The organism is Clostridium sp. C105KSO13 (assembly GCF_001517425.1).
In the GTDB taxonomy this organism is placed as follows: Bacteria; Bacillota; Clostridia; order Lachnospirales; family Lachnospiraceae; genus Muricomes.
In genome coordinates this window covers 1-15080 of record NZ_FBWL01000155.1, presented here as the reverse complement: position 1 = coordinate 15080, position 15080 = coordinate 1, and the positions used below count along the sequence as shown (strand labels likewise).

Annotated in this window: 14 protein-coding genes and 1 tRNA gene; 10 read left to right on the top strand and 5 right to left on the bottom strand. The window is 35.2% G+C overall.

The genetic code is table 11. The annotated features are described in order from the left end of the window. Positions 1–2 precede the first annotated feature (2 nt). The 4 genes from BN3456_RS04825 to rpmH all read right to left on the bottom strand — a co-directional run bounded on the left by BN3456_RS04825 (position 3) and on the right by rpmH (position 2138). On the bottom strand, positions 3–1283 hold the full coding sequence (locus tag BN3456_RS04825) for a YidC/Oxa1 family membrane protein insertase (RefSeq protein WP_089983009.1): 1281 nt from the start codon (positions 1281–1283) through the stop codon (positions 3–5). A gap of 12 nt (positions 1284–1295) precedes the next feature. After that, on the bottom strand, positions 1296–1514 hold the full coding sequence (gene yidD, locus BN3456_RS04820) for a membrane protein insertion efficiency factor YidD (protein WP_347457827.1): 219 nt from the start codon (positions 1512–1514) through the stop codon (positions 1296–1298). 90 nt (positions 1515–1604) lie between these two features. Continuing rightward, complete coding sequence (gene rnpA, locus BN3456_RS04815) at positions 1605–1955, bottom strand: ribonuclease P protein component (RefSeq protein WP_089983007.1); 351 nt, start codon at positions 1953–1955, stop codon at positions 1605–1607. A 48-nt stretch (positions 1956–2003) separates the two neighbouring features. Continuing rightward, positions 2004–2138: a 50S ribosomal protein L34 gene (rpmH, locus tag BN3456_RS04810; RefSeq protein WP_089983006.1), complete on the bottom strand. Its 135-nt coding sequence runs from the start codon at positions 2136–2138 to the stop codon at positions 2004–2006. A 386-nt stretch (positions 2139–2524) separates the two neighbouring features. Between rpmH and dnaA the strand changes: the two genes are divergently transcribed. The 9 genes from dnaA (at position 2525) to BN3456_RS04765 (ending at position 13779) form a co-directional block, all read left to right on the top strand. Next, positions 2525–3895 (top strand): chromosomal replication initiator protein DnaA, encoded by a 1371-nt coding sequence (dnaA, locus tag BN3456_RS04805; RefSeq protein WP_089983005.1) that lies wholly within the window; start codon positions 2525–2527, stop codon positions 3893–3895. Between the two features lie 338 nt (positions 3896–4233). Further along, a complete protein-coding gene (gene dnaN / locus BN3456_RS04800) occupies positions 4234–5343 on the top strand; it encodes a DNA polymerase III subunit beta (protein WP_089983004.1) in 1110 nt (369 codons plus the stop codon). Between the two features lie 15 nt (positions 5344–5358). Next, on the top strand, positions 5359–5574 hold the full coding sequence (locus BN3456_RS04795) for an RNA-binding S4 domain-containing protein (protein ID WP_089983003.1): 216 nt from the start codon (positions 5359–5361) through the stop codon (positions 5572–5574). Between the two features lie 41 nt (positions 5575–5615). Then, a complete protein-coding gene (gene recF / locus BN3456_RS04790; RefSeq protein ID WP_089983002.1) occupies positions 5616–6701 on the top strand; it encodes a DNA replication/repair protein RecF in 1086 nt (361 codons plus the stop codon). An 11-nt stretch (positions 6702–6712) separates the two neighbouring features. Further along, entirely contained in the window at positions 6713–8650 is a 1938-nt protein-coding gene (gyrB, locus tag BN3456_RS04785; protein ID WP_089983001.1) for a DNA topoisomerase (ATP-hydrolyzing) subunit B, read from the top strand. A 75-nt stretch (positions 8651–8725) separates the two neighbouring features. Further along, complete coding sequence (gene gyrA, locus BN3456_RS04780; RefSeq protein ID WP_089983000.1) at positions 8726–11227, top strand: DNA gyrase subunit A; 2502 nt, start codon at positions 8726–8728, stop codon at positions 11225–11227. A gap of 370 nt (positions 11228–11597) precedes the next feature. Beyond that, on the top strand, positions 11598–12050 hold the full coding sequence (locus BN3456_RS04775) for a DUF2975 domain-containing protein (protein WP_089982999.1): 453 nt from the start codon (positions 11598–11600) through the stop codon (positions 12048–12050). Between the two features lie 10 nt (positions 12051–12060). Further along, positions 12061–12291: a helix-turn-helix domain-containing protein gene (locus BN3456_RS04770; protein ID WP_089982998.1), complete on the top strand. Its 231-nt coding sequence runs from the start codon at positions 12061–12063 to the stop codon at positions 12289–12291. A gap of 18 nt (positions 12292–12309) precedes the next feature. After that, positions 12310–13779, top strand: a complete 1470-nt coding sequence (locus BN3456_RS04765; RefSeq protein WP_089982997.1) for a DUF4153 domain-containing protein — start codon at positions 12310–12312, stop codon at positions 13777–13779. A gap of 85 nt (positions 13780–13864) precedes the next feature. Here the strand turns inward: BN3456_RS04765 and BN3456_RS04760 are convergent, their stop codons facing one another. Further along, positions 13865–14335 (bottom strand): C-GCAxxG-C-C family (seleno)protein, encoded by a 471-nt coding sequence (locus BN3456_RS04760; protein WP_089982996.1) that lies wholly within the window; start codon positions 14333–14335, stop codon positions 13865–13867. A 314-nt stretch (positions 14336–14649) separates the two neighbouring features. On the opposite strand from BN3456_RS04760, the gene BN3456_RS04755 reads away from it, so the two are divergent. Next, positions 14650–14737, top strand: a tRNA-Ser gene (locus BN3456_RS04755). The last annotated feature ends 343 nt before the right edge of the window (positions 14738–15080 follow it).

The window sequence follows — 15080 nt, the reverse complement described above, 5'->3', positions numbered from 1 at the left end:
TTTTATTCTTTATCAGATATTTTCTGACCATTGTTATATCTGCTGACCAAATTAGCTTTCGAAGCAAGACTTCCTGATTTTGCATTCTTTGTCTTTTGTCTGGCACTTTGAAGCCTCTCTTCTCTTTCAGCGTCCGACATCTTTGTTTTTTTCTTATCTTCTACATTTCTTGTGCTGGTTGTAGCCATTTTATTGATAGTTTTCGCTGATGTTCCTTTTTTCTCACGCTTCTTAGCAGCTTTTTTTTGATTTTCTTCTATTAAGTCATCAACTGATTTCTTATTCAGATATTTATTAATCGCCAGTTGCTGCACTGATCTTACAACAGCACTGATTGCCCAGTAAAGACCAAGACCTGCAGGAAGTGTAAATCCCATAAATACAGATATCAAAGGCATTGTATATGTCATCGTCTTCATCGAATTTGCCATAGGATTACTATCTGTATCAACTTCCGGCTGTGGCTGCAGCTTTACACTTAAAAACTGTGTAAGTCCTGCCAAAACAGGAATAATAACAGCTGCAATAATTCCTGCAATTGAAAAATTCTTAACTGCAGCCGACAGCATTGTAAATGGAGCTTCACCTATATTGATGCCAATAAAGCTATTCAAATGCCCCATTGTCTGCGTTGTCGTAGTTACAATACTCTCCAGAGAAGGCATTTTATCTACCAGTGTATTCCATGTGGAATCCTGGAATTTATATAACACCTGAACCAATGTATCTGCTTTTGAATAATCATAGTTTCCTGGGTTCATAAGAACGGGTTTTGCTTCCCCGATCTTCTCCATAATCTTCTGGAAGCCATTAACAGACATAATCTGATTTACAACAGGCATATATACTGCTTTTACACTATCTACATATTTTGGTATATTTTGAATTACCGGATACAGTGCAAAAAGAATGGGCATCTGAATCAGCATTGGAAGACATCCACCCGTAGGCGAAGTTCCATATTTTTCATAAATAATCTGCATCTCTTCCTGCTGTTTTAGCATGGTTGCCTGGTCTTTTTTATTCGCATACTTCTTCTGAATTTTCTGAATTTCAGGATTCATAATAGAGGACATTTTTGACCACTTTTGTTGTTTAATTGTAAGTGGAATCATTAATGTGTATATAATAATCGTAAATATAATAATACAAACGCCTATGTTCTGCACATTAAATACGTTGTCCATTACAACATAGATTCCATTCATCAGTTTTCCCATAAGCCAGGAAATCTGTCTGATAATCGGCCAGTCTCCATAACCTGCCGCTAAAATTCCATACATTTTTTATCCTCCTTAAGGTACCGGATCATATCCACCCTTTGCAAATGGATTGCAGCGCAGAATTCTCCAGACTGTAAGAGCACCGCCCTTTAAAACACCATATTTTTCAATCGCCTCAATACCATACTGTGAACATGTTGGCGAATAAATACAATGATATTGTGTTTTCAATCCGGACAAATACTTCTGGTAGAATCTGATTAGCCATATAAAAATGCGCTTCAACTGCATCACTCCTTTTATTCCCCGTCAGCTTGCTGCGGGCTCTTTGACTTAAAGAACGTCACGGTATTTACATACTACACCGAAACTGAAAACTTATCATGACTGCTGATAAGTTTTATATATTTCATGAAGTTTTCCCAAATGGATAAGTGCACTCTCAATTTCATGATAATCTTTTTCTTTTGCACTTACTCTTGCAATCACAATAATATCAAAACCACATTGGAAATGTTCTTCTTGAAGCCGATAGCTTTCTCTAATTAGTCTCGTCAGATGATGTCTGACCACACTATTTCCTACTTTCTTACTTACGGAAATACCAAGTCTGTTTTTTCCAAGAATGTTCTTTTTCACATACATTACAAGATACCTGTTTGCATAGGATTTTCCGTTTTTGTAGATAACCTGAAAATCTTTATTTTGTTTTAAAGATTCGGAAAATTTCATTGATAACCTCTTTGCTTTTAATAGAAGAAAAGGCCACATAGATGCGGCCTAAGCTGATAACTGTTTTCTTCCTTTTGCTCTCCTGGCAGCTAATACTTTTCTTCCGCCCGGTGTGCTCATTCTTGCCCTAAAACCATGAACTTTAGATCTTTGTCTTTTCTTTGGCTGAAATGTCATTTTCATTACAAATACACCTCCCTTTGATTGAGATACTTATAATAAAGTATTTACAATTATTTTCATTTAAAAGTTGTCCTTTTCCTACAAAGACACTGCGTCTAATTATATTCAAAAAATAACGGTAAGTCAAGATATTAGGGGCATTTTTAAAAAATTATTATAATTAATGCAAAATCCTTATGTTAATAACCTGTGGATAAAGTGTTAATAACTATGGGATAACGTGTAGATAAATTTTATTTTTTTACTTTTTGGGTTTAATCACATGAGGTTAACTTGTGCATAAAGTTATACACACCTTTTTCCATTGCTTATCAGGCCTTTTTGATGTAAACTGTAGTGGAGAGATTGCATATATCTCTCTATTATATTGATTAGGGGTATTATGAATGAACGTTGTAGAAAAAAGTTGGGATCAAATCTTAAATAAGATGAAATCTGAATATTGCTCATCAAATATTGCATACAATACATGGATTGCGCCGTTGACCGTATATGAAGTTACAGAGGATACTGTCTATATTCTTGTGAAACTTAAAGCAAGCCTGGAACATATAGAGGACAAGTATCTTCTCCCTTTTAAAGTATGTGTTGCAGAGGTAACCGGTAAAGAATATGAAATTTCCTTTGTAATAGAAGATAATCTTATTATTAAGAAGAAGAAAGAGAAAGCTGTTAAAAAGAAAAAGTCAAATGCAATATTTGCAAACGCAAATTTAAATTCCAAATATACATTTGATACTTTTGTGGTGGGTAGTAATAACAGTTTTGCGCATGCAGCTTCCCTGGCTGTGTCTGAGTCCCCCGGTGAAATTTACAATCCCCTTTTCATATATGGTGGAGTAGGGTTGGGAAAAACACACCTTATGCATTCTATAGCGCATTTCATTTTAGAGAATGACCCTACAAAGAAAGTTCTTTATGTGACAAGTGAAACCTTTACTAATGAATTGATTGATTCATTAAAAATAGGTAAAACTGGAAATGAACTTGCAATGACTACGTTCCGTGAAAAATATAGAAACAATGATGTACTTCTCATTGATGATATACAATTTATTATTGGAAAAGAAAGTACCCAGGAAGAGTTCTTCCATACTTTTAATCATCTTCATGTATCCGGAAAACAGATTATCATATCCAGTGATAAGCCTCCTAAAGATATTGAGACACTAGAAGCAAGACTTCGTACCCGTTTCGAATGGGGATTGATAGCTGATATCTCTTCTCCTGACTATGAAACCAGAATGGCTATTCTCCGAAAGAAGGAAGAATTGGATGGATTAGAACGTTATCATATTCCGGACGATGTGCTTCAGTACATAGCAAATAATATTAAATCAAACATCAGGGAACTGGAAGGTTCTTTAAATAAATTGATAGCATTGGCTAACCTTGAGAACAAGCCAATTGATATACCACTTGCAGCGGAAGCTTTAAAAGATATGGTTTCCCCCGATTCAAACAGAGAAGTTACACCTGAATTAATTATAGATGTTGTTTCTGAACATTTTAATGTACCTATCCCTGAACTTAAAGGTAAAAAACGAAGTGCCGAAATAGTCCTTCCCCGTCAGATTATTATGTATCTCTGCCGGACTATGACAGAGACCCCTCTTAAAACAATAGGTATTATTCTGGGAGGAAAAGATCATGCTTCTGTCAGTCACGGTGTTAAAAAAATTGCCCATGAAATAACAGTAGATGAGGCACTTAACAACACTGTCAATATTATAAAGAAGAAAATTAACCCTGTTTAACACTTAGAAAACATTTAAAACCGCATTTGAGGATGTTCATAATTCACATTTCTTTTAAAAAGATGTGGGTAACTATGTTAAAACAATGTGGATTATGAAGTTCATAAAAAGCAGGCGGGATGAACCCTTAAAATTATCCCCACCTTATCCCATCAATTTTAAATATCTTTCTACAGAGTTTTCATTATGGACATTCCCTTTATTTTAAGGGCTTTGAAGCAGTTATCAACATATCTACAGCCCCTATTACTAAGAAGGCTAAATTGATTTATATATTTATCTATAAAAAAGCGGCGGAAAATTTAATCCACCATGACATTTGAAAGGAGTTACCACATATGAAAATTATTTGTTCAAAATCAAATCTTGTAAAAGGAGTTAGTATTGTATCCAAAGCAGTTCCGACTAAAACAACAATGCCTATTCTAGAATGTATCCTAATTGATGCTTCCACCGATAACATAAAACTGACTGCAAATGATATGGAACTTGGTATTGAGACACAAATTGAAGGTGAAATTGCCGACAGAGGAATTATTGCTTTAAATGCAAGGATATTTTCAGAAATCGTTCGAAAGCTTCCCGATAATGATGTAACTATAAGAACGGATGAATCTAACCAGGCTATTATAACCTGTGAAAAGGCAAAGTTTAATATTGCAGCTCAGTCGGGAGAAGATTTTTCTTATCTTCCGGTAATTGAAAAAGAAAATTACATTACAGTTTCCGAATTTACACTGAAGGAAATCATCCGTCAGACAATTTTTTCTATCGCTGATAATGATACAAATAAAATGATGACAGGCGAATTGTTTGAGATAGAGAATAATATTTTAAAAGTTGTTTCTCTGGACGGACACAGAATTTCAATCCGCAAAATTGAACTGAAAGAAGAATATTCCACGAGAAAAGTAATTGTTCCTGGAAAAACTCTTCAGGAGATCAGCAAGATTATAGGCGGAGAAGCTGATGTTAATGTAGATATCTCATTTACAAAAAATCATATTGTTTTTGAGTTTGATAAAACGGTTGTTGTATCCAGGCTGATAGAGGGAGATTATTTTAAAATAAATCAGATGTTATCCAGTGATTATGAGACAAAGGTAAGGATTAATAAAAGGGAACTTTTAGATTGTATTGACAGGGCTACTTTACTGACCAAAGAAGGGGATAAAAAACCAATTATCATTGATATCAGGGATGAAGCTATGGAACTAAAGATTAAGTCTCAGATTGGTTCTATGGATGAGGAGATTTTTATAACAAAAGAAGGAAGAGACCTGTTGATAGGTTTTAATCCTAAGTTTTTGATTGATGCACTTCGGGTAATTGACGATGAGGAAGTTGATTTATATTTTATGAATGCCAAGGCACCATGTTTTATTAAGAACGATGATGAAAGTTATATTTATTTAATTCTTCCAGTTAATTTTAATGCGGTTGCATAAGAGAGGATTTTAAGTATGGAAATTATTAAATTGCGTGAAGGTGAAAAATTTATCAAACTGGGTCAGACACTGAAAGCTGCCGGTATGGCTGATTCAGGTGTGGAGGCGAAGGAAATTATCCAGGATGGACAAGTATATGTAAATGGTGAGAAAGAGACAAGAAGAGGCCGAAAATTATACGACAAAGACAGTGTTGAATTTGGCGGTCAGAAAATAAAAATTGAAAAATAGTCTGAAAAAGTGTAGAATAATTACACACTGATGGAGAAATTATGGTAATCAAATCTTTAAAACTAAAGAATTACAGAAATTATGATTTGTTAGATTTGACTCTTGATACTCAGACAAATATTTTTTATGGTGATAATGCACAGGGAAAGACAAATATCCTGGAAGCCCTGTATCTGTCCGGTACAACTAAATCGCACAGGGGCACAAAAGACAGAGATTTAATTAAGTTTGAACATGATGAAGCACATTTGGAGACCATCGTTATTAAAAAAGGAATGGAATACCAGATTGACATGCATTTGAAGAAGAATAGTCCCAAAGGAATTGCAGTGAATAAAATTCCAATTCGAAAAGCAAGCGAATTATTTGGGATTATTCATTTTGTATTTTTTTCTCCGGAAGATTTGAATATTATCAAAGAAGGGCCTTCAGGCCGAAGGAGATTTATTGATCTGGAATTATCTCAGCTCGATAAAATTTATCTCAGCAATCTTTCCAGTTATAATCGAATCATAAATCAGAGGAATTCTCTGCTTAAAGATATTGACAGGCAGCATAATCTCATAGAAACGCTTGATATATGGGATACACAGTTGGCTGAATATGGAACAAAAGTAACAGAGTGCAGGAAAACTTTTATAAAACAGCTAAATGATATAATCTCTGATATCCATTATCGACTGACAGGAGGAAAAGAACATATATTTCTGGAATACGAAAGCAGTGTAGGAAATTTAACTTTTGAGCAGGCGCTGAAGAAAAACAGAGAAAGAGATATGAGGTTGAAGAGTACCTCTGTAGGCCCCCACAGAGATGATTTATCTTTTAAGGAAGGCAATCTTGATATCAGAAAATTTGGTTCCCAGGGACAGCAGCGTACGGCTGCGCTGTCCCTGAAACTCTCAGAAATACAACTGGTCAGAATGTTAATTAAAGAGACACCGGTATTATTGTTGGATGATGTATTGTCTGAATTGGATAAACACAGGCAAAACTACTTATTGGATAGTATTCATGATATACAAACTGTAATTACATGTACTGGTTTAGATGAGTTTGTGAATCATCGATTTTCTATTAATAAAATATTCCATGTGAAAAATGGACAGGTAGCAGAAGAGAATTAGGAGGTTTTTAAATGGGCGCAACAGGTACAGAATTTGATGCTGAATATGGGGCTGATCAAATCCAAATATTAGAGGGATTGGAAGCGGTAAGAAAAAGACCGGGGATGTATATCGGCAGCACTTCTGCAAGAGGACTCCATCATCTGGTATATGAAATTGTTGACAATGCCGTAGATGAGGCACTGGCTGGATATTGTGATAAAATTCTTATAAATATAAATAAAGAAAATTCAATTACAGTTATTGATAACGGACGTGGAATTCCTGTGGGAGTAAATCATAAATCAGGACTTCCTGCAGTGGAAGTTGTCTTTACCATTCTGCATGCCGGTGGAAAGTTCGGTGGTGGGGGATATAAGGTATCAGGAGGTCTGCACGGAGTCGGTGCGTCTGTTGTAAATGCTCTTTCACAATGGCTGGAAGTAGAAATTTACAATGAAGGAAGTATATATAAACAGCGCTACGAACGTGGAAAAGTTGTTGATAAATTAAAAGTTGTGGGAAAATGTGACTCAGAAAAGACAGGTACGAAGGTAACTTTTTTACCGGATGATGAGATCTTTGAAGAAACCACATTTGATTTTGATACTTTGAAACAGCGTTTCAGAGAAATGGCATTCCTGACAAAAGGACTTAAAATTGTTCTCAGAGATGAAAGAGAAGATGAAATAATAGAAAAGTCATTTCACTATGAAGGTGGAATCAAGGAATTTGTCAGTTATCTGAATCGCAGCAAAACACCTCTTTATGAAAGCATTATTTATTGCGAGGGAATGAAAGATAATGTTGCGGTGGAAGTTGCCATGCAGCATAATGATTCCTATAGTGACAATACTTACGGATTTGTAAATAATATTACAACACCTGAAGGAGGCACACATATAGTAGGATTCCGCAATGCCCTGACAAAGACATTTAATGACTACGCAAGGAAAAATAAATTGCTGAAAGATAATGAGGCAAACTTATCCGGTGAGGATATCCGGGAAGGTCTGACTGCTATTATCAGTGTGAAACTTGAAGATCCTCAGTTTGAGGGACAGACAAAGCAGAAACTTGGAAACAGTGAGGCAAGAGGGGCAGTAGACAATATTATCAGCACACAGCTTGAAATTTTCCTTGAGCAGAATCCAAGTGTGGCTAAGATGATAGTTGACAAATCTGTGATGGCGCAGCGAGCAAGAGAGGCTGCAAGAAAGGCAAGAGATTTAACCAGACGTAAATCTGCTCTGGAAAGTATGTCCCTGCCTGGAAAACTTGCGGATTGTTCTGATAAGGATCCTAAAAACTGTGAAATTTATATTGTCGAGGGTGATTCTGCCGGTGGATCAGCAAAGACAGCCAGAGACAGAGCTACCCAGGCTATCCTTCCTCTAAGGGGTAAGATACTTAATGTGGAGAAAGCAAGACTTGACAAAATATATGCAAATGCAGAAATTAAAGCTATGATCACCGCATTTGGAACAGGAATACATGATGATTTTGATATCACCAAACTTCGTTATCATAAGATCATCATTATGACAGATGCTGATGTGGACGGGGCACATATAAGTACCTTGCTGCTGACATTTTTATATCGTTTTATGCCTGATTTAATTAAGGACGGACATGTTTATCTGGCACAGCCTCCTCTTTATAAACTTGAAAAGAATAAAAAGGAATGGTATGCATACAGTGATGATGAGTTAAGTAAGATACTGACAGAAGTGGGAAGGGATGGAAACAACAAAATCCAGCGTTATAAAGGTCTTGGAGAGATGGATGCGGAACAGCTATGGGAGACGACCATGGCTCCAGAACACAGAGTTCTTTTAAGAGTTACAATGGATGAAGAGACCTCTTCCGAATTAGATTTGACCTTTACTACACTTATGGGAGATAAAGTAGAGCCAAGAAGAGAATTCATTGAAGAAAATGCCAAGTACGTGAAGAACTTAGACATTTAAGAAAATATTGAAGTGGAAGACAGTTACTTTTGAGTATTTTGCCTATCCGCTCAACATAAAAGAAAGGATATAAAAATGGAAGATAATATTTTTGATAAAGTCCATGAAGTTGATCTGAAGAAAACAATGGAAAACTCTTATATTGATTATGCCATGAGTGTAATTGCTGCCCGTGCTCTGCCTGATGTAAGGGATGGATTAAAGCCTGTGCAGAGAAGAATTCTGTATTCTATGATAGAATTGAATAATGGACCTGACAAACCTCACCGTAAATGTGCACGTATTGTCGGAGATACAATGGGTAAATATCACCCTCATGGTGACAGTTCTATTTATGGTGCACTGGTAAATCTGGCTCAGGAATGGTCAACCAGATATCCTCTGGTTGACGGACATGGTAACTTTGGTTCAGTGGACGGAGACGGTGCAGCTGCCATGCGTTATACAGAGGCACGCCTCAGCAAGATTTCTATGGAAATGACTGCAGACATCAATAAAGATACCGTTGATTTTGTACCTAACTTTGATGAGACAGAAAAGGAACCGATTGTTCTTCCGGCCAGATTTCCTAATCTGTTGGTAAATGGAACTTCTGGCATTGCAGTTGGAATGGCTACAAATATACCTCCTCATAATCTGAGAGAAGTTATAGGAGCTGTCGTCAAAATTATTGATGATATGATTGATGAAAGTGGAGAAACTACAATTGAGGATATACTTCATATTGTAAAAGGACCAGATTTTCCGACAGGTGCTGAAATTTTGGGAACAAGGGGAATTGAGGAAGCTTACAGAACGGGACGTGGAAAAATAAGGGTGCGGGCTATCACCAATATAGAACCCATGGGTAATGGAAAAAATCGGATTATTGTAACAGAGCTTCCCTACATGGTCAATAAGGCAAGACTGATAGAAAAAATAGCAGAATTAGTAAGAGACAAAAGAATTGACGGTATCACAGATTTATCAGATCAGTCTAACCGTGAAGGTATGAGAATTTGTATAGAACTACGGCGGGATGTTAATCCAAATGTTGTGCTGAATCAGCTTTACAAACATACACAGCTTCAGGACACCTTTGGTGTTATTATGCTTGCGCTTGTGGATAACGAACCAAAAGTAATGAACATTTTGGATATGCTTAAATGTTATCTGAAACATCAGGAAGATGTAGTGACCAGAAGAACAAAATATGAGCTCAACAAAGCAAAGGAAAGAGCACATATTTTACAGGGATTACTTATTGCCTTAGATAATATTGACGAAGTCATAAGAATTATCCGAGGTTCACAGAACGTACAGGCTGCAAAAGACGAATTAATGTTAAAGTTTGATTTATCGGATGTGCAGGCTCAGGCAATTGTGGATATGCGTCTCCGTGCATTGACTGGTTTGGAAAGAGAAAAACTGGAAAATGAATACAAAGAATTGATGCAGAAAATTGGTGAATTAGAAGCTATTCTTGCAGATAAGAAATTGCTGCTTGGGGTTATAAGAAAAGAAATTCTCGTTATATCCGACAAATATGGAGATGATAGACGAACTTCAATAGGATTTGATGAGTTCGATATTTCCATGGAAGATTTAATTCCTCGCGAAAATATAATTATTGCGATGACCAGACTTGGATATATTAAGCGTATGACTGTTAATACTTTTAAAAGTCAGAATCGTGGTGGTAAAGGTATCAAGGGGATGCAGACACTAGATGAAGATTATATCGAAGAATTGTTTATCACATCGACACACCACTATATTATGTTCTTTACCAATACAGGGCGTGTCTATAGATTAAAGGGATATGAGATTCCGGAAGCCAGCCGCACGGCAAGAGGAACAGCAATTATTAATCTACTGCAGCTCATGCCCGATGAAAAAATAACAGCCATGATTCCAATCAAAGAATATGTGGATGGTAAATATCTGTTCATGGCTACAGAAAAGGGACTTGTTAAGAAAACACCGATAAAGGATTATGCCAACGTAAGAAAAACGGGTCTAGCGGCAATTACGCTCCGCGAAGATGATAAACTTATAGAAGTTAAGGTTACCGACAATAATGAGGATATAATCCTTGTAACTATGTACGGTCAGTGTATTCGCTTCAGTGAAAAAGATGTCCGGGCAACAGGAAGAACCTCCATGGGAGTGCGCGGCATGAATTTAAGTGACAGAGACGAAGTTATAGCAATGCAGATGAGCACCCAGGGGTCAGAACTATTAATCGTATCCGAAAAAGGAATGGGCAAGCGTACCAGTCTAGATGAGTTTACAAAACAAAACCGCGGCGGTAAAGGAGTAAAATGTTATAAGATTACCGAAAAAACCGGAAACGTAGTTGGAATGAAATCCGTAGAGGAAGACAGCGAGATAATGATTATCAACACAGAAGGAATCATAATCCGTATGCAGTGTTTTGACATTTCATTGCTTGGTCGTATCACATCAGGTGTGAAGCTGATCAACCTTCCCGAAGGTGAAAAAGTAGCAAGTGTAGCAAAAGTAAGAAAAGCCTCTGCTGAAATTGACGGGGAACAAGTAGAAATATCCGAAGATGAAGAGGAAAAAGGGAACTGACCCTTTTGAGTTCCACTTTCAGAATACTTTGTGAATAATAAATAGGAAATTAATCATAAAAAGATGCAAGGTTTTATGGTCCACAGTTGTAAATTCAAATGCAGTTTTTACGATTCACCCCCAGACCGGGATTAAGTTAAATTTCATATATAAGCCATGAGTTGTATCCTGGTAAACAAAGAAGATTGTTACTTTTACAGTAGCAATCTTTTTTGTTTCCTTATTGGGACCTTTAAGGTTAATCCACGTATCAAATTAAAAAACAATAAAAATTTATCGAAAGTCAATAATAATATATTGAAAAACACAACTAATCGTGATACTATAAAAATAAAAAAGATAACAAAAATATTTCGGGGAGGGTTTTTCTATGGGTAAGGAAAAATTAATCAGGTTTACAAATTTATTGTTAGGGTTCATGTTTTATTCAGGTATTATTGTTATTTTAGGGCTACCTTTGATTTTAAAGATTGCGGGAAAACAATTTTTCCCGGATGTTACAGAAAAGTTCTGGCCCATGCTTATTATTTATGGATTGGCCGGTATATGTGGTGTTACAATTTTGAATCAGCTTCGAAAAATGATTAAAACAGTAATCGATCAGAATTGTTTTGTGGATAACAATGTGAAAAGTTTAAAATTAATGGGAAAAGTAAGTTTAATTATTTCAATACTATTTATTATAGAACTACTTTTTCTTCCTACACCAGTAACCTTTGTGATTATTCTTACTTTCTTTATAGCAGGAATATTCAGTTGTGTTTTGGCCTGTGTATTCGAAGAGGCTGTAAGGTATAAGAAAGAGAACGATTTGACAATTTAGGAGGAATGGTATGTCTATTATAGTTAATCTGGATGTTATGATGGCAAAAAGAAAAATGAGCATGACGAAACTGTCACATGAGGTAGATATTACAATGGCTAATCTATCAATTCTTAAAAATAATAAGGCAAAGGCAGTTAGATTCTCAACACTAGAAGTGATTTGTAAAACTTTGGACTGTCAGCCGGGTGATATTTTAGAGTATATAAATGATGAAGAAGACAAAAAAAAGGATTTATAATATAGGAGCGAGCATTTTATGGAGAAAATATCTGTCAGTAAAATAGAAGAAGATTATCTTTATCTAATAAGCCTATGTGGAATATACGGGATTATATTCACAATTTGCCTTTATAAAAACTTGTCAGGAATTACCTTTCCTTTTTGTATAGCAGCTACAGTTTTTGCAGCTTTTTTATTTTTGAAAAGAACAGGAGTAATTATACACAAAGATTTTTACCTGTATGCTTTAGGTATGATACTTTTAGGAATATCTACTGTCATGACTGGTAATGCATTTTTTCATTTTTTTAATTTGGCAGGTATTTTATTACTTCTAATGACATCAATGATTCAACAGATAGATGAACCTAAAGACTGGGATATTGTTAAATATGTTAAAAACATTTTGATATTGTGTGGAAAAACCATTGCTTCTGTTCTTACTCCGATTACACATGGAATAAAATACAAAAGAAGCAGGACCCAAAAAGAAAAAAATAGAATAATAAAATCTATTATAATAGGTATGTTAGCTGCAATAGCGTTTTTATTACTTGTGCTGCCACTTCTTGTTTACTCAGATAAGATTTTTGCTCAGTATTTTGGAAGGGTTCTTGAGCTTTTTAAATTTACCAGAGAATTTGGAATTCTATTTACATTCCTCTTCGGTTGCTCTATATTATATTCATTTTTTACAGCATTATCAGGAATGAATTTTGCTTATTCTAAGGAAAAAGAAAAAGCAAATAAAAATCCGGTAGCAGGAATTACATTTTCTGGAATTCTTGCTGCAATATATATATTTTATTCTATTATCCAAATATGTTTTTTATTTCTAAGAGTCGGCAGTTCATTACCCAAAGGAATAACATATTCAGAATATGCACATTCCGGGTTTTGGCAGCTGATAGTGGTAAGCATCATTAATATTGTAACAGTGATTGTCTGCAAGAATATTTTTAAAGAAAACAAGATTTTAAAAGCTATTTTGCTAATTATATCAATATGCACATGCATTATGACATTATCAGCTGCGTACAGAATGGCTTTATATATAAGAATCTATTATTTTACATTTCTAAGAATACTTGTACTTTGGTTCCTTGGAGTAATGATATTGGTCATGTTTGGTGTTATGTTAAGTATTTTTAGAGTAAAATTTAATTTATTCAAATATATAACAATTGTAGCTGCTGTTTCTTATATCATTTTATCTTTTGCAAAAGTGGATAAAATTATTGCAGAGTATAATATAAAACACTGGGATAATATAAAATATGAGGATGTTATGTATTTGATATATGGCATATCCTTGGATGCGGCCCCTGTGATAGAAAATATAAATGAGGAAGAAATAGTGAATAATGATTCATATCTGAGTTCAGAGATAGAAAAATATTTTACAGAAATAAGGAATAAAGAAAGTTCATGGAGAAAATGGAATTATTCAACAGAAGCAGCAAAAAAAGCAGCAGACAAATATTTTGATAAAAAACGGAAATCATGATAAGCTTTATATCTTTGGCACATTAGATTAGTATATGGAAAATACTTATGGAAAGAACTTTGGATTTTCCATATACTAATCAGCATCATGAAATGAGCATTTCTCTCAGTATAATCTCCGATGTTTTTTTCACTGTCTCAGAAACAAAAGATGTACATTGTGACTTTCTTTCAGGAGAGATTTTATCCATCCCTCTTGTCAAAATCCGGCAGCATGTTCCGCCGCAGGATTTCTTAAAATAATCATGCAGCTCATTTGTAAGTTCAAAACACTTTGTAATTTTTGGGTCTCCGGGAGTTGTGCGTCCAAAAAAATATCCCAGAATCATAGTTCCGCCTGCCAGGGCACCGCAAACACATCCTCCGCCTCCCAGTCCCCAGGGAAAACCAGAACTCATGGCAATTGCATCATCCGATAAATTAAGATGAAAATGTTTGCGGATCGCAAAAACAATTGACTCTGAACAGGCAAAACCAGAGTTAAAAATTTCAACAGCATCCTTTTGAAGTTCTTCCATATTAATCTCTGAACAATATGTTATATTCCTATCAGCCATTATCACAAACCTCCAAAAAAAATTATTACAGCTCAGGTGACTTTTATAAACCAACTGTGAATGCTTCTATGATAACACAAAAAGAAAAAAAGGGGGACTGCCCCTTTTACTGACCATTTTCAGAATATTCACAAACTTTCCAGCATAAAAAAAAGGCATTTTTATAAATCTATCACAAAACAGCAAAATAATGGAAAAGTTACAAATTAAGCGTTGACATTGAAGAATCTGTTTAGTATAATAAGTTTTGCGCTGTTGCGTGGATAAATTTAAATAGCCCTGTATCAGTAAAATACAGGTATAATTCAGAATCAGGAGAAATACTCAAGAGGCTGAAGAGGCGCCCCTGCTAAGGGTGTAGGTCGGGAAACCGGCGCGAGGGTTCAAATCCCTCTTTCTCCGTTTTGACGTTTCTAGAACTTCTGGTTACAAAGAGAAGTTCTTATATATTATTTTTGTTGTAAATAGGACAAAAAAGCGTCAATAATTAGACCAAATATAGTATATGACAGTGTTAATTAAAAAATGTCAAAAAAGTTCAAAAAAGCTATTGACAAATGTATATGACAAATGATACTATAGTTAAGCTGACTCGCAAGAACAACAGCGACAAGCACTAAAGAACCTTGATAATTAAACAATAGACAACAAACCCTTGAAAATTTCTAAATGAGAAAATTTTTAAGAACAGCATCTTTTAAGATGCACCCATCACTGGAAGAGATTCCAGTGATATGAACAGTAA